The organism is Streptomyces sp. NBC_00667 (assembly GCF_036226825.1).
Lineage (GTDB): Bacteria > Actinomycetota > Actinomycetes > Streptomycetales > Streptomycetaceae > Streptomyces.
In genome coordinates, this window is sequence record NZ_CP109022.1 from 913,621 (window position 1) to 932,055 (window position 18,435).

An 18,435-nucleotide genomic window follows, 5' to 3' on the forward strand; every position below is an offset into this window, starting at 1 on the left:
GGGTAGCGATCAGGGGGTGGGGTGGGAAGCGATCGCGGCGGGCGGGGTCCTTCGTTCGAGCGGTCCCGCCGTCGGGTGATGACCGGCGCCGGGAGGCACTTGAAGCACTCCGGGGGCTCGTACCCCTCGCGCGTACGCTCGACTTCGCGCGGCCGGACGGCGGTTTTCCGGCCGCAGGTGGACGATGGAAGATGCAGGGGCCGGAGACGACCGCAACAGCGAGGAGGTGTGGGGCGATGGCCACGTTCATGGACGTCCACACCGGCATGAAGGGCATCACCGCGGAGGCGCTGATGGAGGCCCACCGCGCGGACCAGGCGATCGAGGGCGAGGAAGGCGTGCACTTCAAGCAGGCCTGGGCCGACCCGGAGTCGGGCACGGTGTACTGCCTGTCGGAGGCGCCGACGGCCGAGGCGGTGCAGCGCATCCACGAGCGGACCGGGCACCCGGCGAACGAGATCCACCCCGTGCCGCTGGTGGTGTAGCTCCACGACGGTTCCCGACCGCCGTGACCGGAAACATTCGTACACACGAAGGAGGCCCCGAAGGCCTGCGGCATATGCCTTGAGCAACCATGTTGCGGATGTTGCCAAACGCCTTACAGGCCGTTCCGGCCTGTGCAACAGTCGTAACCGGTCCTTCCTTCATGGCCGTGCCGCGCCTGTATCGGAGTTCTCATGCCGTCCCACCTGTTCGCGGACCGTCCCGCGCAGCCGCCCGAGCCGGGGTCGGTGGACGCACTGATTTCACAGACCCGGCGGCTGCGGGGCGAAGTGGACGCCGTGCGCCGCGACACCGTCGCGGACGACGACGACGCCCAGGGCCGCTGGCAGCGCGCGTTGTGCGATCTCGCCGTCCACCACCTCGACGACCTGGGCCAGCACCTCGGTCAGCTCAAGGAGGGCCTGCCGCCCACGCCGCAGCAGCCCGTCGCGGCGCCGGCGGCGGCTCCCGAGACCACGGTCGAGGACCGCCCGACCCGGGTCGGCAGCGCCGAGTGGAACCTGCTCACGGACGAGGTGACCTGGTCCGAGGAACTCTTCCAGATCTTCGGCCGGTCGCCCGAGGCCGGTGCGCTGCCCTTGGACGAACTGGGTTCGACCCTGTTCTCCGAGGACCAGCCGCTGCTCACCGCGATGGTCACCGACTGCCTGGTGGACGGCAAGCCCATAGACGGCGAGTTCCGCATCGTCCGGGCCGACGGGCGGGTCCGTACGCTGCACATGAGGGGCGAGCCGGTACTCGACTCCGACGGCTGCACGGCATCGATGTGGGCCGTGTTGCGGGACGTGAGCGAACTGCGCCGCAGCCAGCGCGCGGTGCGCGAGTCCCGGGACTCGCTCCAGCGCCACCGGGAGATCGCGCAGACCGAGCACCGGCTGGCGGTCGAGCTGCAGGAGGCCGTGCTCCCCCCGTGGCGCGGCTCCCTGCGGTTCCCGCACGACAGCACCGGCGCCCTGGACGTGGCCGCGTACTACATGCCCTCCGCCACCAGCGCGCTGATCGGCGGGGACTGGTACGACGCGCTCGAACTGAGCGACGGCCGCTCGCTGCTGACGGTCGGTGACCTGACCGGCCACGGCGTGACCGCCACCTCCGGGATGGCGATGATGCTCGGCGCCCTGCGGGGGATGGCCATGGCCGGCATCGAACCCGGCCCGTTGATGGGCTGGCTCAACCAACTCCTGGAGAGCTCCGTCCAGCCGGCCCTCGGTTCGGCCGTCTGCTGCCGTTACGATCCCGCCCGTCGCGTGCTGTCCTGGGCACAGGCCGGCCACCCGGCGCCACTGCTGTTCCGCGACGGCCAGGGCCGCTCGCTCCAGCCGCCGGAGGGCGTACTGCTGGGGGCGACCTCCGGGGCGGTGTACGGCCAGGCCGAGGAACGCCTGGAAGCGGGCGACGTGGTGGTCCTGCACACGGACGGACTGACCCCGCGCAGCATCGAGTTCAGCCGGGCGGACGGTACCGAGCGGCTGCTCGCGCTCGCACCGAGGTTCTCGACGGCGCGGTCGGCACAGGAGTGCGTACGCATCGTGACCGAGGAGTTCGGGGACAACGAGCGCGAGGACGACGCCTGCGTGCTCGTGGCCCGGATCGGCCTCTGACCGCGCCCTCCGGCCCCGCCCCCTGACCACGGAGAACGGACGACGAGGATGCACGGGCCGCGCCGCCGGGCGCGGCCCTTCCCGGTTCGGACCTTGGCCCGGTCACACCTGGCTCCGGTCACACGTGGCTCGCCGCCTTCGGGGTGTCCGGTAGGGCCAGCTTGATCTCCTCGCGCAGGTCCTCGATGCGCGCGTAGCCGGAGTACTGGCCGGTGAGCCGGTACATCTCGCGCAGCCGGTCCCACGTCCGGTGCGAGGAGGTCTCGTTCATCGACACCAGCGCGAGACGGGCGTACCGGTCCGCCTGTTCCGGGTCGTCGGCGATGAAGCAGGCCGAGGCCATGGAGATGTAGTCGAAGATCTGCGAGCGCTGGTGCCCCTGGGCGCGCAGCCGCAGCGCCTCCTTGGCGTGGCGCTGGGCGATCGGCGCTGCCGTGGGGTCGTGGTCGGCCAGCGTCCGGAAGGCCAGCGCCTGCATCCCGTGCAGGTCGGCCTCGTCGAAGTGCTGCATCCACGAGGGCGGCGGGACATCGCCCTTGTCCGAGACGAACAGGTCCTCGGCCTCGCCCAGCGTGCGGCGCATCGCCTGGCCCTTGCCCATGGCGGCCTGTGCCCAGGCCTCGATGGTCTGGAGCATGGCGCGGGTGCGCGGCAGGGTCTCCTCGCCGGAGCCGGACTTCGCCAGCTTCATCAGGTCCAGGGCCTCGTTGGGCTTGCCCAGGTGCACCATCTGGCGGGCCGCCCGCGACAGCGCCTCGCCGGCCCTCGGGCGGTCGCCGCCCTCGCGTGCGGCGTGCGCGGCGATGACGAAGTACTTCTGTGCGGTGGGTTCGAGGCCGACGTCGTGGGACATCCAGCCGGCGAGCACCGCCAGGTTCGCGGCCACTCCCCACAGCCGGCGCTGGAGGTGGTCGGGGTGGTGGTAGGCGAGCATTCCACCCACCTCGTTGAGCTGGCCCACGACGGCCTTGCGCTGGAGTCCGCCGCCCCTGGAAGCGTCCCAGGCGCGGAAGACCTCGACGGAGCGCTCCAGGGCATCGATCTCCTGGGAGCCGATCGGGGCCGCCTCGTAGCGGTCGTAGCCGGCCGGGTCGGCCTGGTGGGCGCCCCCGCCGAAGCGGTCGGCCTCCTTGGCGGTGGCGGGGTCGGTGTGCAGCCAGTCGTACATGGCGTTGCTGAGGGCTGAGCCGGCGGTGAGCGCGGCTCCCGCGCCCATCAGACCGCGACGGTTGAGCATGAGGTCCATTCCCGTGAATTCGGTGAGGACCGCGGCTGTGCGTTCGGGCGCCCATGGCACTCCGTCGGGGTTCTCCTGCGCCCCCTCCGGCTGCCGCTTCGCGGTGCGCCGCTGCCGTACGAACCCGAGGTCCTCGATGGTCACGACACGACCGAGCCGCTCGGTGAACAGTGCTGCCAGTACCGTGGGCACCGGTTCGCGCGGGGTCTCCCCCATGTCGATCCAGCGCCGCACCCGCGAGGTGTCGGTGGCCAGCTGGTGGTGGCCCATGGCGGCCGCCTGCCGGTTGACCATCCTCGCCAGTTCGCCCTTGGACCAGCCGGCCAGGCCGAACAGGTCGTTCAGACGGGTGTTTGGACCTTTGCTCACGTCAAGCCCCCAGGTTCTCGGCTGAGTTGACAGTAGCCCGCCGTCAGATGCCCAGCGACTATTCGCCAGGGTTCGCCAGGGTCCGCCAGATGGTGTGCCACCCACGGCGGGGTGTCATGTAGGAATGCGCCTCCCCGACCCGGCCCCCGGCGGAACTCCCCAGGGTGAAGTACGGGATCCGGCGGGGCGGCGTACGCAACTCGTCGGCGCACGAAGGGAACCGTAAACGCCATGTACGCAGCAACGTCCTCCGTGTCCGCCCCGGTCCGGCCGCACCGCACGCTCCAGGCGGGCGGCGGCCCCTACCTCGAACCCGGCCGGCCGGCCGCCCCGGCGCAGGGCGCCGTACGGGCCCGGCGGATGCCGGGGACCGGGACCCAGCCGCCCAGCGGAAGAATCGACCTGTCCGGGCCGCAGGGCGCCCAACTGCGCACGGCGCTCGCCTCGGTGCAGCGGATCTGTCCGGAGTTCGCGCCCGTACAGGTCCTGCGGCGCAGCGGCCGGTCGGTCCTGCTGGTGGGGACGACGGGACGGATGACCGCCGTCGCGAAGGTCTTACTGGACCATTCGCCCGAGTGGCGCGAGCGGTACCGGCACGAAATAGCTGCGTACCGGGCCTTCGTCCGGCACCGTCCGCCGGTCCGGGTGCCCCGGCTGATCGCCGCCGACCCGGAGAACTGCGTCCTGGTCGTCGAGCGGATGGCGGGCCGGGTGGCGGCCCTGCAGCGGCACCCCGTGGAGGCTCCGCCGCGGGCAGACGTACGGACGGCGCTGGGGGCGGTGTGCCGGGTGAACCAGTGGCGGCCGTCGGCCGAGCTGTTCGGGCACCCGCTGGACTACACCCGGCGGATCGCCCGCGACCACCAGTTGGGGATGCTGACCGACCGCGACTTCGGCGACCTGCAGAAGCTGCTGCACGGCCTCAAGCTGGCCGGGACGCCGTGGCAGTTCAACCACGGTGACGCCCTGCTGTCGAACCTGCTGCTCTCCCCGGCCGGGCCCGTACTGCTCGACTGGGAGCACGCGGGCTGGTACCTGCCCGGCTACGACCTGGCCACGCTGTGGACGGTACTGGGCGACGCCCCGGCGGCGCGCGGCCAGATCAGCCGGATGGCGCAGCAGCAGGGGCCGGCGGTCAGGGACGCGTTCCTGGTGAACCTGATGCTGATCCTGACCCGGGAGATCCGGATGTCCGAGACGGCGGTGCAGCGCTCTATGACGGCGACCGCCCCGATGCAGCCGCTGCCCGCGGGCGCCCTGTCCTCGGGTGAGGAGCAGCGGCTGCTGCTTCGCCGGCTGCACGACGACTGCGGGATGGCCCGCAGGGCGGTCCGGGCGGTGGTCGGCACCCGCTGACACACCGTCCCCCGTACGCGAGGCCCCGTGGCTCCCACCGCCACGGGGTCTCGCTTCGGCGCGTACCGGGCACGTACCGGGGCGGCGGCGTCGGATGCCTTGACATCACATGATCCTGCGAACAGTTTTCTGACCCGGCATCAGACGTGCCGGAGCCGTCGCCCCGTCCTCACTCCCCCGGAGCCCGCCATGTCCGCACGGTCCGACCACGCACGCGCTCCTTTCCCGGCCCGCCGGACGGTCCTCGCCGGTACCGCCGCCGGGGTGCTCGCCGCCACCGTGCTGCCGGCCGCCGCCGCGCGGGCCTCGGCCGCCGCCGGCCCCGACGGGGTCCCGCTCGGCGAGTACGACGTCGTCGTGGTCGGGTCGGGGGCGTCCGGGATGACCGCCGCGCTCACCGCCGCGGGGCGCGGGCTCAGCGTGCTGGTGGTGGAGAAGGCCCCGACGTTCGGCGGCTCCGCGGCCCGATCCGGCGCGGGGATCTGGCTGCCGAACAACTCCGTCATCCTCGGGGCGGGCGTGCCGGACACCCCGGAGAAGGCTTCGGCGTACCTGGCGGCGGTCGTCGGTCCCGACGTACCGGCCGACCGGCAGCGGGCGTTCCTCGCCAACGGCCCCCGGATGCTGGACTTCGTCATGGCCAACAGCCCGTTGAAGTTCCGCTTCATGGACGGCTACAGCGACTACTACCCGAACCTGCCCGGCGGTCTGCCGAACGGGCGCTCCGTCGAGCCCGACCAGATCGACGGGAACGTGCTGGGCGCCGAACTGGCCCGCCTCAACCCGGCGTACATGGCGGTGCCCGCCGGGATGGTGGTGTTCAGCCAGGACTACAAGTGGCTCAACCTCGCGGCGGTCACCGCGAAGGGACTGGCGGTGTCCACGGAGTGCCTGGCGCGCGGCGCGAAGGCGGCGCTGCGCGGGGAGAAGCCGCTGACCATGGGCCAGGCGCTGGCCGCGGGGCTACGGGCGGGCCTGATGCGGGCGGGGGTGCCGGTATGGCTGAACAGTCCGCTGGTGGATCTGGTGCAGGAGGGCGGGGCGGTCACCGGGGTGGTCGTGGAGAAGGACGGCGCCCGGGGCGTCGTGCGGGCCCGCAAGGGGGTGGTCATCGGCTCCGGCGGATTCGAGCACAACGCGGCGATGCGGGCGCAGTACCAGCAGCAGCCGATCGGCACCCAGTGGTCGGTGGGGGCGAAGGAGAACACGGGCGACGGCATCCGGGCGGGCCAGCGGGCCGGGGCGGCGCTCGCGCTGATGGAGGACGCCTGGTGGGGGCCTTCGATCCCGCTGCCCGGAGAGCCGTACTTCTGCCTGGCGGAGCGGACCCTTCCGGGCGGGCTGATGGTGAACGCGAACGGCACGCGGTTCGTCAACGAGGCCGCCCCGTACAGCGACGTGGTGCACGTGATGTACGAGAAGGACCGGGGCGCGACCGGCTCGCACATTCCGGCCTGGCTGATCGTGGACCAGAACTACCGCAACCGGTACCTCTTCAAGGACGTCCTTCCGACGCTGGCCTTCCCGGACGCCTGGTACGAGGCGGGGGCCGCGAAGAAGGCGTGGACGTGGGACGCGCTCGCCGGGCAGATCGGGGTGCCGGCCGCCGCGCTGCGGGCGACGCTGGGCCGCTTCAACGCGCAGGCGTGGAACGGGTCGGACCCGGACTTCCACCGCGGTGACACGGCGTACGACCACTACTACACGGATCCGAACGTCCAGCCGAACTCGTGCCTGGCGCCGGTCTGGGTGCCGCCGTTCTACGCCTTCAAGATCGTCCCGGGGGACCTGGGCACGAAGGGCGGCATCGTCACGGACGCGCGGGCCCGGGCGCTGCGCCCGGACGGGTCGGTGATCCGGGGCCTGTGGGCGGCGGGCAACGCCAGCGCGGCGGTGATGGGGCACAGCTACGCGGGCGCCGGATCGACGATCGGCCCCGCGATGACGTTCGGCTACGTGGCGGCGAACGACATCGCGGACGCGTAGGCGCAGGTGCCTAGCCCTGCTGGAAGAGCTCCGCCGGGAGGGGCTTGAGCAGGGCGTACAGGTCATCGGTGATGGGGCGGTCCCAGCTGGCGATGGTGACCAGCACGTTGTCGCTGCGGTCGAACTGCACGCAGCTGATGCGGCCCTCGGAGAGCTTGACCTTCCGCACGATGAGGAGGTTGTCGCCCTGCATGACGGGGCAGTCCTCGACCCCGGTGACCTCGACCTCCTCGTCGTTCTCCAAGGCGTCCAGGAGCTGGGCCACCTCGAAGGGCACCTGCTTGTCGGCGAGCTCGCGGGCCGGGGAGCCCTCGGGGAGGTTGCCGATGATCATCGCGGGGCCGCGGCCGCCGAAGAGGTCGTAGCGCAGGAAGACGCCCTGGCAGCTGCCGTCGGGGGCGGGGAGCAGCCCGGCCCCGAGGTTGCCCGGCCAGTCCCCCGGGTCCATGGCCAGGACGTCGAAGTCCGGGCCGGCGGGTGTGGCGGCGCGGTGGCGGCGGAGGAAGGACATGCCGCCATGGTACGTGGCCGACCGCGTTTTCCGGCCCGGGGCCCCGCTTCCACCGCGGGGGCGGGAGCGGGAGGCGGGACCGGGGCGGGGGGCCTGCGGCGGGCGGCGGGCCCCGTGGACGGGCGGGACCAGCTCGAAGCAGTGGCCGAGGGCGGCCGAGGTCACCGGTGACCGTCAGCGCGGAGGCGGGGAAGCCGCTGCCAGAGGAAGGGCATCGGCTCCGAGGCCGTCCCGGCGGCTTCGACGTCCACCGGGCCGGTGGGCCCGGGCTCCGGTGGGCACGGGCTCCGGTGTCCCGTCACGGCCTCCGCGTCCCACCGGTGCAGGGCGGGCTCGATCGGCTGCATCCGCAGTCGGCAGCCGCTGGTCCGTTCGGAGGACCCAGGTCCACACCGGGACGTCGGGGCCGGGCGTACGGAACGGTTCCACCAGCGTCGCCGCGCCCTCGGCGAACCAGTCGATCAGTGATCCGGGCACCGGGTACCCGGATCGAGCGTCGGGGTCCGGTCCGGCCTCGGCCACGCGGCCCGGGCCGCCGGGTCGGAGGGTCGGAGGGTCGGAGGGGAGCCCGTGGGGGGGGGAGGGGTCCGAGGGGGCGGGGCAGGAGGGCACCAGGGGCGGCCGCCCGCTCGGGTCGACCGCCCGGCGATCTCGTCCGTGCGGCCACTGGGCCCGGCCCGCCGGCGGGTTCCTACGTCCTGATGCGCCGGCGAACGGCTCCGGCGCGCACCCGGGCGGACCGGGCAGGCCGGGGACGTCAGGAGCACCGGGTTGCCGGGACGGTGACGCGGCCGCCCTACGGCGGCCGGTCGTCCTGGCCGTCCCGGTGCGGGTCCGGCCGCGCCCGCACCGACACCCGCACCGGCTGCCCCGGCGTCAGGTGAGGTCGAACTCCCCGCCCCGGGCGTCCAGGACGAACTTGCGCCACTCATCGGGCGCGAAGATCAGCGAGGGGCTGTCGGGCCGCTCGCCGTTGCGCATCGCGATGAACCCCTCCACGAAGGCGATCTGGACATCCCCCGCTCCCCGGCTGCTCGACCGCCAGTGCGCCCCGCTGAGGTCCAGGTCCGGCTTGCCCCAGCCGGCGGGGGCCTGCGAAGTCATGCTCTCGGCCACGTGCGTGCTCCTCCCGGTACGTCGTCCGAGGGCCAGGTTAACCACGCGGGCGGGTGCCGCACAGGCCCCCGGCGTCCCGGCCGCGACCGGTCCCGTCCGCCCGGCCGGCGCTCAGGAGGCGGGCGGTTCGGCCCCCACCAGCCACATCGCGAAGAACTGGGCCCCGCCGCCGTACGCGTGCCCGAGGGCCCGGCGGGCGCCCGCGATCTGGTGTTCGCCCGCCCGGCCCCGTACTTGGAGCGCCGCCTCGGCGAAGCGGATCATGCCGGATGCGCCGATGGGGTTGGTCGACAGGACACCGCCCGACGGGTTGACGGGCAGGTCGCCGTCGAGTTCGGTGACCCCGGCCTCGGTGAGCTTCCAGCCCTCGCCCTCCTCGGCGAAGCCCAGGTTCTCCAGCCACATCGGCTCGTACCAGGAGAACGGTACGTACATCTCCACCGCGTCGATCTCCCGGCGCGGGTCCGTGATCCCCGCCTGCCGGTACACGTCCGCCGCGCAGTCCTTGCCCGCCTGCGGGGACACGAAGTCCTTGCCGGCGAAGAGGGTCGGCTCGCTGCGCATCGCCCCGCCGTGCACCCACGCCGGAGGCCGGGGCGAACGGGCCGCGCCCGCCCGGTCGGTGAGCACCATCGCACAGGCACCGTCGGAGGAGGGGCAGGTCTCCGAGTACCGGATCGGGTCCCACAGCATCGGTGAGGCCTGGACCTTCTCCAGCGTGATGTCGTGCTCGTGCAAGTGCGCGTAGGGGTTCTTCAGCGCGTTGCGCCGGTCCTTGTACGCGACGAGCGAACCCACCGTGTCGGGCGCGCCGGTGCGGCGCATGTACGCGCGTACGTGCGGTGCGAAGAACCCGCCCGCCCCCGCCAGCAGGGGCTGTTGGAAGGGCACCGGGAGCGAGAGGCCCCACATGGCGTTGGATTCGGACTGCTTCTCGAAGGCCAGGGTCAAGACGGTGCGGTGCACGCGGGCCGCCACCAGGTTGGCGGCGACGAGCGCGGTGGACCCTCCTACGGATCCGGCCGTGTGGACGCGGAGCATCGGTTTGCCGACCGCGCCGAGGGCGTCCGCCAGGTACAGCTCCGGCATCATCACCCCCTCGAAGAAGTCGGGGGCCTTCCCGATGACGACGGCGTCGATGTCCGCCCAGGTCAGTTCTGCGTCGGCGAGGGCGCGCACCGCGGCCTCGCGGACCAGTCCGGCGAGGGAGACGTCGTGCCGGGCGGCGACGTGCTTGGTCTGGCCGATGCCGACGACGGCCACGCTCTCCTTCGATGTCGCGGCCTTGCTCATGCTCGGTCCCCTTCCAGGACGGCGACCAGGTTCTGCTGGAGGCAGGGGCCGGAGGTGGCGTGCGCGACGGCCCGGTCGGAGGCGCCGCGGTGGATGCGTGCGGCGGCTTCGCCGATGCGGATCAGGCCGGCCGCCATGATCGGGTTGGCTGCGAGGGCCCCGCCGGACGGGTTGACGGCCACGCCGTCGTCGAGCCCGAGTGCCTTGCGGAGCACCACCTCCTGGGAGGAGAAGGGGGCGTGCAGTTCCGCCGTGTCCACGGGGGCTTCGAAGAGGCCCGCGTGTTCGGCGGCGGTGCGGGTCGAGGGAGAGTCGGTGAGGTCGCGCAGTCCCAGGGCGTGCGCTTCGATCCGGTGGTCGATGCCGGTGATCCAGGCCGGCCGCTCGCACAGCCGGCGTGCGGTGTCGCCCGCCGCCAGGATGACGGCGGCGGCGCCGTCGCCGATGGGCGGGCAGTCGCCAGTGCGCAGCGGCCGGACCTGGTAGTCGCCCTGCGGAACGGCGCCGGTGAGCTGGGCGTGCGGGTTGCCGGCAGCGGCGGAGGCCCGGCTGCGGGCGCCGATGGCGGCGAGGGCCGGCTCGTCGGTCTCGCCCGCGTCGATCAGCGCCTGGGCCTGGAGGGCGGCCAGGGCGACCGAGTCGGGCCAGAGGGGGGCGAGGTAGTAGGGGTCGAGCTGGCGGGTGAGGACGTCGCGTACCGGTCCGGGCGAGGACTTCCCGTACGCGTAGACGAGCGCGGTGTCGGCCTCTCCGGTCTGGATCTTGACCCAGGCCTCGTAGAGGGCCCAGGCGCCGTCCATCTCGACGTGGGACTCGGAGATGGGCGGCCAGGCGCCGACGCCGTCGAGGGTCATGGTGAAGGAGAAGGCCCGGCCGGCCAGGTAGTCGCTGGAGCCTGAGCAGGTGAAGCCGATCTCGCCGGTCTTGAGGCCGGTCCGGGCCAGCACCTGGTGGAGGACCGGCATGACCATCTCGACTTCGCTGAGTTCGTCGGTGCGGCGCCGGTGGTCGCTCTGCGCGAAGGCGACGACCGCGACCTCGCGGGCGTACCTGTGGGGCGTGGCCATCAGATGAGCTCCTTGTACGCGTCGTAGTCCGCGTCCGGTTCGCCGGTGGGGCGGTAGTGGTCGGGGTACCGGCCGCCTTCGGTCCACACCGGTTCGACGCGCAGGCCCATGCGGACCTGGTCGTAGGGGATGCCGCCGATCCGGCCGTGCAGGGCGAGGCCGGCGCCGTCGAGGGCGATGTGGGCGTAGACGTAGGGGACTTCGATGTCGAGGTTGCGGGCTTTGATGTTGACGACGCAGTACGTGGTGACGGTGCCGGCCGGGCCGACCTCGACCCGGTCGGTGGTGGCGACGCCGCAGGTGGGGCAGGCGCCGCGCGGGGGCACGTACACCTTGTGGCAGGAGGGGCAGCGCTCGCCGATGGTCCGCCGCTCGGAGAGGGCGTTGATGTACGCGGTCTGGGCGCGTCCGGGGCTGTAGGTGTAGTCGAGCCGGGCCTCGGCGATGATGCCGGTGACGGGGGCCGCGAACGTCCCGTCGTGGGGGGCGGCTCGGGGGGCGGTTTCGGGGTCCGTGGGCTCCTCGCCCTCGTGCGGCTCGAAGCAGGCGATGTCGGTGATGGCTCCGGTGCGTTCGGCCGCCCAGCGGATGCGGACGCGCATTCCGGTGCGGACGGCGTCGGGACCGGGCGCGTCGAGGGCGTGCAGGAGGGCGGTGTCGGCGCCGTCGAGCCTGACCAGGACCCAGGCGAAGGGGCGGTCGAGGGGCTGGTGGGGGCGCGGATGGCCGTTCCAGGCCCAGGTGGTGACGGTGCCGGTGGCGGCGACCTGGACCAGTTCGCGGATCTCTTCGGCGGTGACGGGGTCGTACTCGACGGGCGGGACCATCACCTGGCCGGCGGTGGTCCGCACACCCAGCACGACGCTCTCGCGCAGGCCCGTGAGGAAGGCGCTCTGCACGGGCCCGAGGGACCGTGTGAACGGGAACTCGACCACCAGGGGCGCACGCAGCACCCCGGGCGGCGACGCGGCGGCTTCTGCGGCTGCGGTCATGTGCGGGCTCCTATCTGATGGCACGACGAGTAACACCCGGCCCGGGGCCGGTCGGCCGGGGCGGCGGGGTCTGACGGACCGGGCAGGTCAAGCAGGGTCGGTCGATCCGCCGTGGGCCCCGTTCGGGCACTCCTGCCGGTCGACCGGGGCCGGCGGTTCGCTTCGGTCAGGCATTGCTGCCGGTCGGCCGGCGTTCCGGCAGCCGTCCGGTCGTTCCCGGGAGCCGTGTGCCCCGCCATCCGGCTCGGCCCGTCGGCCGACCGTCTGGCCCGCCGCTGCCGTGGGTCGGCGGGACCGGTCAGGCCCGGTCCTGGTGGGCGGCGCCGGCCGGGCCGTCCGATCGGGCCGTCCGCCGGCCGACTGGTGCGCCCGGGGCGATGCCGGCGGTGATCGGTCAGAGCGCGCTCCCCTCCTGGTTCGGGCCGGTGCGTCGTCGGAACCCGGCCGCCCGGGCCGGGAGCCCGCCGGGCACCGGGCCGCCGGGGGGACCTGCCCGCCGGCGGCCCGCCGTCCCGTACCGCGCAGCGTTACGCGCGGTGGTACCGCGGCGGGCGCTTCTCCGCGAACGCACGGGCGCCCTCCTTCGCGTCCGCCGTGGCGAAGACCGGCCATCCCCGGATCAGTTCGGCGGCCAGCCCCTCCGTCTCCGTCATCTCCGCCGTTTCGTACACCGAGGCCTTCACCGCCTCCACCGCCAGCGGTCCGCACGCGTTGATCCGCTCGGCGGTCTCCAGGGCCTGCTCCAGCGCGGTGCCGTCCGCTACCACCCGCCCGATCAGGCCGATCCGCGCCGCCTCCGCCGCCGAGTACGGCCGGCCGGTCAGCAGCATCTCCAGCGCGTGCGTGCGCGGGACCTGCCGTGGCAGCCGTACCGTCGAGCCGCCGATCGGGAACAGGCCCCGCTTGACCTCGAACAGCCCGAACGTGGCCCCTTCCCCCGCGATCCTGATGTCGGTCCCCTGGAGGATCTCCGTGCCGCCGGCCACGCAGTACCCCTCCACCGCCGCGATCACCGGCTTCCGCGGCCGGTGGTGGCGGAGCATCGCCTTCCAGTGCAGGTCGGGGTCGGCGTCGAGCCGGTCCCGGTACTGGTCGCCCGCCATCCCCCGCCCGGCAAGCGCCTTGAGGTCCATGCCCGCGCAGAAGTCCCCGCCCGCACCGGTCAGGACCACCGAGCGGATGGCGTCGTCGGCGTCGGCTTCCAGCCAGCCGTCGTACAGCCCGACCAGCAGTGGCAGCGAGAGCGCGTTCTTCGCCTCCGGCCTGTTCATGGTGAGCACCAGCGTGGCGCCGTGGCGTTCCACGGTCAGGTGTTCCGTCCCACCCATTGCCGTCCTCCCGTCTGAAGACCTAGAACAGGTTGCAGGAGGGAGGGATGCAGTTCAAGAGTTTTCTGACACACAGTCAGTTTTCTTGGTGCGCACCTTCCCAGTTGACCGTCCCGGCGCTCTAATGACCGCCGAGCCGGGCCGACCATGGGGTCAGCCGTGGACACTTTCGGGCCAGGAGGAACGGTGGAGTACAACCTTGCCGACCTGTTCGAGTCGGTCGTCGACGTCGTCCCCGACCGGGAGGCCCTCGTCTACGTGGACCACCCCGGGACCGGCGCCGAGCGCCGCCTGACGTACGCGGAACTGGACGCGGCGGCTAACCGCCTCGCACACCACCTCCTCGACAGCGGGCTGACGCCCGGCGAGCACCTCGGGCTGCACCTGTACAACGGGGTCGAGTACCTCCAGACCGTCCTGGCCTGCCTCAAGGCGCGTCTGGTGCCGGTGAACGTCAACTACCGCTACGTCGAGGAGGAGTTGGTCTACCTCTACAACGACGCCGACCTCGCCGCACTCGTCTTCGAGGGCGAGTTCACCGAGCGGGTGGCCGCCGCGCTCCCGCAGACGACCAGGCTGCGACACCTGATCCGGGTCGGCGAGGTCCCCGAGGGCGCACCTGAGCCCGCGATCGCGCCCGTGGCGTACGCGGACGCGGAGGCGGCCGGCTCCCCGGAGCGCGGCTTCGCGCCCCGCTCCTCCGACGACCTGTTCATCATCTACACCGGCGGCACCACCGGGATGCCCAAGGGCGTCATGTGGCGGGCCGAAGACCTCTTCTTCGCAGGCCTGTTCGGCGGCGAGCCGTCCGGCGAACCGGTGAAGCGCCCGCAGGAGCTGGCCGAGCGGGTCGCGGCGCGCGGCGCCGGCCTCACGTTCTTCCCCGCGCCGCCGCTGATGCACGGCACGTCGACCCTGACCTCGTTCATCGCCTTCAACTACGGCCAGCGGGTGGTCATCCACCGCAAGTACGCGCCCGAGGAAGTGCTGCGCACGATCGAGAAGGAGAAGGTCTCCAGCGTGTCCCTGGTGGGCGACGCGATGCTGAGGCCGCTGATCGACGCGTTGAACGGCCCGCTCAAGGGCACCGACCTGTCGTCGCTGTTCAGCGTCTCCTCGTCCGGGGCGATCATGTCGGAGACGGTCCGGGCCGAATTCCAGCGGCTGGTGCCGCACGTGGTGCTGCTGAACAACTTCGGTTCCTCGGAGTCCGGTTCCAACGGCCGGGCGGCCGACGACTCCGGCCCCGAAAAGGGGTTCCGGCTGGAGGTCAACGACCGTACGCAGGTGGTGGATTCGGTCACGCACGAGCCGGTGCCGGTGGGCCGGCCGGGGCGTCTGGCGCAGCGCGGGCACGTACCGCTCGGCTACTACAACGACCCGGTGAAGACGGCCGAGACCTTCTTCCGCAAGGGCGAGGAGCGGTGGGTGCTGCTCGGCGACATGGCGACGGTGGACGAGAGCGGGATCGTCACCGTGCTGGGGCGCGGCTCCCAGTGCATCAACACCGGAGGCGAGAAGGTCTACCCGGAGGAGGTGGAGCAGGCGTTGAAGTCACACCCGGACGTGTACGACGCCTTGGTGGCGGGGGTGGCGGACCCGACGTGGGGCAGCCACGTGGCGGCGGTGGTCCAGCTGCGCGCGGGGGCGGCCGAGCCGACGCTGGAGGAGATCCGGGCCCATTGCCGCACCCGGCTGGCGGGGTACAAGATCCCGCGCCAGCTCGTCGTCACACCCGCGATCCAGCGCTCCCCGAGCGGCAAGGCGGACTACCGCTGGGCGAAGGCCGTGGCCACGGAGGCGGACGCCGCCCACTGAGGCAGGAGGGGGAGCGGATCACTCGGGGTGGCCGTCGGGGCCGGTCCGGTCGGCCTGCGTGGAGAACTTGGAGAGGAAGACGTCGTACCAGCCGTCTTCCCTTCGGGTCATCGTCGCACCGTCCTGCCAGATCCCGTTCTGCGGCCACCACCGGCTGTCGTACGGCGAGCCCTGGTTCTGGTGGACGTGGCGCATGCCGGGGCCGCCGTGGTCGAAGGACTCCCCGAAGACCATGACGGGCCGGCCGGGCACGAGGAGGGGCTCCAGGGCCTCGGAGGCTTCGAGGCAGGAGCCCGAGATCCAGGGGTGCGGGGGGCTGAGCCGGCCGAGGAGCGGGCGGAGCCGGGCGAGCACGCAGCCGGCCCGGTCGGCGAGCGCGGGGTGGCGCTGGAAGTCGATGGCGCCCGATCCGGAGGTGCGGGCGAGGTCGTGGTGGCCCGGCGGCAGCGCGGAGGCCGGTTCGAGCACCGAGGCGGCCAGGGTGAGGACCTTCCACTGCACGCCGACGGCGGGGTGCTTGCTGTCGACGTCGACGGCGCAGCGGTAGCGGCCCTCGGGGGCGTCGACCTCCAGGTTGACGTGGGACCAGCGGCCCTGCGCATCGGGTTCGTCGCGGAAGTGGCGGTGCAGCGTTCCGCACAGCACCCCGTAGTCGGCGAGCGGCATGCGGCCAGTGAACCACCGCCGGACCCGGGCGGCGACCGAGATGCGGACCGGCCTTTCCCGCGCGTCGGGGCGGTCGGGACCACCGCTCACTCGTTCGAGTCATTGCTTTAGCCGTCGGCGTCCGGCAGGCTACCGAATGATCGGTCGGTTCGTTCACGATGGGGTGAGGACATGTCGGACTTCGCAGACGAGGAGCGGGATCAGGGCGAGCTGCTGAGCGGTGACGAGCTCGCGGCCCTCCAGCTGAGCCGGCTGCGCGCCACCTTGCACCGCGTCTACGACCGGGTGCCCTTCTACCGGCAGGCCTTCGACAAGGCCGGTGTGCACCCCGACGACTGCCGCTCCCTGGCGGACCTCTCCCTCTTCCCCTTCACCACCAAGGCCGATCTGCGCGACCAGTACCCCTTCGGGATGTTCGCCGTCCCCCGCCCGCAGGTGCGCCGCATCCACGCCTCCAGCGGAACGACCGGGCGCCCGACGGTGGTGGGGTACACCGAGGGCGACCTGTCCACCTGGGCCGATGTCGTGGCCCGCTCCATCCGGGCGGCGGGCGGGCGGCCGGGGCAGGTCGTGCACATCGCCTACGGGTACGGCCTGTTCACCGGCGGCCTCGGCGCGCACTACGGCGCCGAACGGCTCGGCTGTACGGTCGTACCCGCTTCCGGGGGCATGACGGACCGCCAGGTCAGGCTGATCCAGGACTTCCGGCCGGAGGTCATCATGGTCACCCCCTCCTACATGCTGACGTTGCTGGACGAGATGGAGCGCCAGGGGATCGACCCCCGTTCGACCTCGCTCCGTACGGGGATATTCGGCGCGGAGCCCTGGACGGAGGAGATGCGCCGGGAGATCGAGGACCGGCTCGGCATCGACGCCGTGGACATCTACGGCCTGTCGGAGGTGATGGGCCCCGGAGTGGCGCAGGAATTCGCTTCGACGAAGGACGGGCTCCACATCTGGGAGGACCACTTCTACCCCGAGGTGGTCGATCCGATCACCGGGGCGGTACTGCCGGACGGCGAGCCGGGGGAGCTGGTGTTCACCTCGCTCACGAAGGAGGCCATGCCCGTCATCCGGTACCGCACCCTGGATCTGACGCGGCTGCTGCCGGGGACCGCCCGGCCGGCCTTCCGCCGGATGGGGAAGATCACGGGCCGCAGCGACGACATGATCATCCTGCGCGGGGTGAACCTCTACCCCACGCAGATCGAGGAGATCCTCCTGCGGATCCCGGCCCTGGCCCCGCACTTCCAGCTCCGGCTGACCCGGGAAGGGCGGATGGACGCGCTGACCGTCCGGGTCGAGGCCCGTCGCGAGGCCGATTCCGCCCAGCGGGAAGCGGCGGCCGCGGCGGTGGTCAGAGCCGTGAAGGAGGGGGTCGGGGTGTCCGTCGGGGTCGAGGTGGTCGATCCGGAGACGCTGGAGCGGTCGGTCGGCAAGATCAAGCGCATCAGGGACCTGCGGGCGGAGCCCCCGATACGGCCCTGACCGCGGGCGGCGGCCGCAGCCGCGCCGGATGCCGCAGCCGGTCCCTCAGCCGCGCCGAGGCCGCAGCCGTTTCCGCAGCTGCGCGGAGGCCTCAGCCGGTGACGACGCGGGGCACCTGCGCAGGTACGTGCCCTCGGCGGGCGACTCCGGTCAGCCGCGCGGACGCGGGAAAACCACCCCTTCGGGCCGTTTTCACCGGTGCCTCCGGGGCGATCGGGGTGCGGCCGGGTAGGTGAAGGGTGTGACCTCGAAGCCCCGGCCGCCGCACGACCGGCTCCGGGCCTCCCTCGTCGGGCTGGCCTGGAGCCGGGGGCGCCAGATGGAGCTGATGCACCGGGCGATGGGCTTCGCGGCCCTGGGGTTCTTGACCCTGGTGCCGCTGCTCGTGGTCGTCGCGGCCGCCGCCCCGGGCTCCGGCTCCGGCTTCGGGCGCTGGCTGGGGCAGGCCCTCGGGGTGACGCAGTCCTCGCGGGCCCGGGTCGAGATGCTGTTCAGCGCCGCCGACCTGGCGCTGGAGCGGACCACCGCCTTCGGTCTGGCCGCCCTCGCCGTATTCGGCCTGACCTTCGGGTCGGCGGTCCAGACCGGCTACGAAAAGGTCTGGGACCTTCCGACCGCCCGGTGGCACACCATGTGGCGCCACGTCGTCTGGCTCGCCCTGCTCGTCTGCTACCTCGCCCTCCTCGTCGAGATCCCGGCCCCCTCGAAGAACGCCGTCGGCATCGCCCTCGGCACCGTCAGCGACCTCATCGGCACGGTCATCTTCTTCTGGACCTCCCAGCGCCTCCTGCTGGGAGGCCGCGTCCGCTGGCGCGCCCTGCTCCCGGGGGCGGTCCTCACCAGCGTCGGCCTGCTGGGCCTGCGCGTCTTCTCCCAGCTGGTGTTCTCCCCCCTGATCGCCTCCAGCGCCGTCACGTACGGGCCGTTCGGCACCCTCCTCGTGGTGCAGTCCTGGCTGGTCGGTGTCGGCTTCGTCGTCTACGGCGGCTCCCTCGTCGGCCGCCTGGCCCACGAACGGCTCACCCTGCGCCGGCTGCACAGAACCGGCGCCCTCACCGGGGAGGGACCTGATGCGCATGGTCCGAGAACCGACTGACGCCACG

At 72.7% G+C, this 18,435-nt stretch carries 15 protein-coding genes; 7 read left to right on the top strand and 8 right to left on the bottom strand.

The window, feature by feature from the left end:
* Positions 1-236: 236 nt before the first annotated feature.
* Positions 237-485 (top strand): SCO4226 family nickel-binding protein, encoded by a 249-nt coding sequence (locus tag OHA81_RS04470; protein ID WP_329192973.1) that lies wholly within the window; start codon positions 237-239, stop codon positions 483-485.
* A gap of 192 nt (positions 486-677) precedes the next feature.
* A complete protein-coding gene (locus OHA81_RS04475) occupies positions 678-2,105 on the top strand; it encodes a PP2C family protein-serine/threonine phosphatase (protein ID WP_329192975.1) in 1,428 nt (475 codons plus the stop codon).
* 118 nt (positions 2,106-2,223) lie between these two features.
* On the opposite strand, the gene OHA81_RS04480 is transcribed toward OHA81_RS04475, so the two are convergent.
* Complete coding sequence (locus tag OHA81_RS04480) at positions 2,224-3,711, bottom strand: DNA-binding protein NsdB (RefSeq protein ID WP_329192978.1); 1,488 nt, start codon at positions 3,709-3,711, stop codon at positions 2,224-2,226.
* Between the two features lie 231 nt (positions 3,712-3,942).
* Between OHA81_RS04480 and OHA81_RS04485 the strand changes: the two genes are divergently transcribed.
* Together OHA81_RS04485 and kstD are read left to right on the top strand one after the other, a co-directional pair.
* Positions 3,943-5,067 carry an aminoglycoside phosphotransferase family protein gene (locus tag OHA81_RS04485; protein WP_329192980.1) on the top strand — a complete coding sequence of 375 codons (1,125 nt, stop codon included), beginning with the start codon at positions 3,943-3,945 and terminating at the stop codon, positions 5,065-5,067.
* Between the two features lie 189 nt (positions 5,068-5,256).
* Positions 5,257-7,053, top strand: a complete 1,797-nt coding sequence (gene kstD / locus OHA81_RS04490; protein WP_329192982.1) for a 3-oxosteroid 1-dehydrogenase — start codon at positions 5,257-5,259, stop codon at positions 7,051-7,053.
* Positions 7,054-7,063: 10 nt separating this feature from the next.
* On the opposite strand, the gene OHA81_RS04495 is transcribed toward kstD, so the two are convergent.
* The 6 genes from OHA81_RS04495 to OHA81_RS04520 all read right to left on the bottom strand — a co-directional run bounded on the left by OHA81_RS04495 (position 7,064) and on the right by OHA81_RS04520 (position 13,360).
* A complete protein-coding gene (locus tag OHA81_RS04495) occupies positions 7,064-7,564 on the bottom strand; it encodes a hypothetical protein (protein WP_190184063.1) in 501 nt (166 codons plus the stop codon).
* 876 nt (positions 7,565-8,440) lie between these two features.
* Positions 8,441-8,668 (bottom strand): DUF397 domain-containing protein, encoded by a 228-nt coding sequence (locus OHA81_RS04500; RefSeq protein WP_443056746.1) that lies wholly within the window; start codon positions 8,666-8,668, stop codon positions 8,441-8,443.
* A gap of 123 nt (positions 8,669-8,791) precedes the next feature.
* Entirely contained in the window at positions 8,792-9,973 is a 1,182-nt protein-coding gene (locus OHA81_RS04505; protein ID WP_329192984.1) for a thiolase domain-containing protein, read from the bottom strand.
* Positions 9,970-11,040 (bottom strand): thiolase domain-containing protein, encoded by a 1,071-nt coding sequence (locus tag OHA81_RS04510; protein ID WP_329192986.1) that lies wholly within the window; start codon positions 11,038-11,040, stop codon positions 9,970-9,972. The genes OHA81_RS04505 and OHA81_RS04510 overlap by 4 nt, the downstream gene beginning before the upstream one ends.
* Positions 11,040-12,032, bottom strand: a complete 993-nt coding sequence (locus tag OHA81_RS04515) for a Zn-ribbon domain-containing OB-fold protein (RefSeq protein WP_329192989.1) — start codon at positions 12,030-12,032, stop codon at positions 11,040-11,042. The genes OHA81_RS04510 and OHA81_RS04515 overlap by 1 nt, the downstream gene beginning before the upstream one ends.
* A gap of 527 nt (positions 12,033-12,559) precedes the next feature.
* Positions 12,560-13,360 carry a crotonase/enoyl-CoA hydratase family protein gene (locus tag OHA81_RS04520; protein WP_329192991.1) on the bottom strand — a complete coding sequence of 267 codons (801 nt, stop codon included), beginning with the start codon at positions 13,358-13,360 and terminating at the stop codon, positions 12,560-12,562.
* A gap of 186 nt (positions 13,361-13,546) precedes the next feature.
* On the opposite strand from OHA81_RS04520, the gene OHA81_RS04525 reads away from it, so the two are divergent.
* Positions 13,547-15,178, top strand: a complete 1,632-nt coding sequence (locus OHA81_RS04525) for an acyl-CoA synthetase (RefSeq protein ID WP_329192992.1) — start codon at positions 13,547-13,549, stop codon at positions 15,176-15,178.
* An 18-nt stretch (positions 15,179-15,196) separates the two neighbouring features.
* On the opposite strand, the gene OHA81_RS04530 is transcribed toward OHA81_RS04525, so the two are convergent.
* Complete coding sequence (locus OHA81_RS04530; protein WP_329192994.1) at positions 15,197-15,844, bottom strand: DUF2278 family protein; 648 nt, start codon at positions 15,842-15,844, stop codon at positions 15,197-15,199.
* A gap of 171 nt (positions 15,845-16,015) precedes the next feature.
* On the opposite strand from OHA81_RS04530, the gene paaK reads away from it, so the two are divergent.
* Together paaK and OHA81_RS04540 are read left to right on the top strand one after the other, a co-directional pair.
* The gene (gene paaK / locus OHA81_RS04535) at positions 16,016-17,332 is read left to right on the top strand and encodes a phenylacetate--CoA ligase PaaK (RefSeq protein WP_329192996.1); all 1,317 of its coding nucleotides are present in this window, start codon (positions 16,016-16,018) and stop codon (positions 17,330-17,332) included.
* A 241-nt stretch (positions 17,333-17,573) separates the two neighbouring features.
* A complete protein-coding gene (locus tag OHA81_RS04540) occupies positions 17,574-18,428 on the top strand; it encodes a YhjD/YihY/BrkB family envelope integrity protein (RefSeq protein ID WP_443056436.1) in 855 nt (284 codons plus the stop codon).
* Positions 18,429-18,435: the final 7 nt, after the last annotated feature.

Bases quoted from the DNA above. Each gene is read 5' to 3' on its own strand.
- OHA81_RS04470 (WP_329192973.1), top strand. From the start codon at position 237: ATGGCCACGTTCATGGACGTCCACACCGGCATGAAGGGCATCACCGCG.
- OHA81_RS04475 (WP_329192975.1), top strand. From the start codon at position 678: ATGCCGTCCCACCTGTTCGCGGACCGTCCCGCGCAGCCGCCCGAGCCG.
- OHA81_RS04485 (WP_329192980.1), top strand. From the start codon at position 3,943: ATGTACGCAGCAACGTCCTCCGTGTCCGCCCCGGTCCGGCCGCACCGC.
- kstD (WP_329192982.1), top strand. From the start codon at position 5,257: ATGTCCGCACGGTCCGACCACGCACGCGCTCCTTTCCCGGCCCGCCGG.
- OHA81_RS04495 (WP_190184063.1), bottom strand. From the start codon at position 7,564: ATGTCCTTCCTCCGCCGCCACCGCGCCGCCACACCCGCCGGCCCGGAC.
- OHA81_RS04500 (WP_443056746.1), bottom strand. From the start codon at position 8,668: ATGACTTCGCAGGCCCCCGCCGGCTGGGGCAAGCCGGACCTGGACCTC.
- OHA81_RS04505 (WP_329192984.1), bottom strand. From the start codon at position 9,973: ATGAGCAAGGCCGCGACATCGAAGGAGAGCGTGGCCGTCGTCGGCATC.
- OHA81_RS04510 (WP_329192986.1), bottom strand. From the start codon at position 11,040: ATGGCCACGCCCCACAGGTACGCCCGCGAGGTCGCGGTCGTCGCCTTC.
- OHA81_RS04515 (WP_329192989.1), bottom strand. From the start codon at position 12,032: ATGACCGCAGCCGCAGAAGCCGCCGCGTCGCCGCCCGGGGTGCTGCGT.
- OHA81_RS04520 (WP_329192991.1), bottom strand. From the start codon at position 13,360: ATGGGTGGGACGGAACACCTGACCGTGGAACGCCACGGCGCCACGCTG.
- OHA81_RS04530 (WP_329192994.1), bottom strand. From the start codon at position 15,844: ATGCCGCTCGCCGACTACGGGGTGCTGTGCGGAACGCTGCACCGCCAC.
- paaK (WP_329192996.1), top strand. From the start codon at position 16,016: ATGTCGGACTTCGCAGACGAGGAGCGGGATCAGGGCGAGCTGCTGAGC.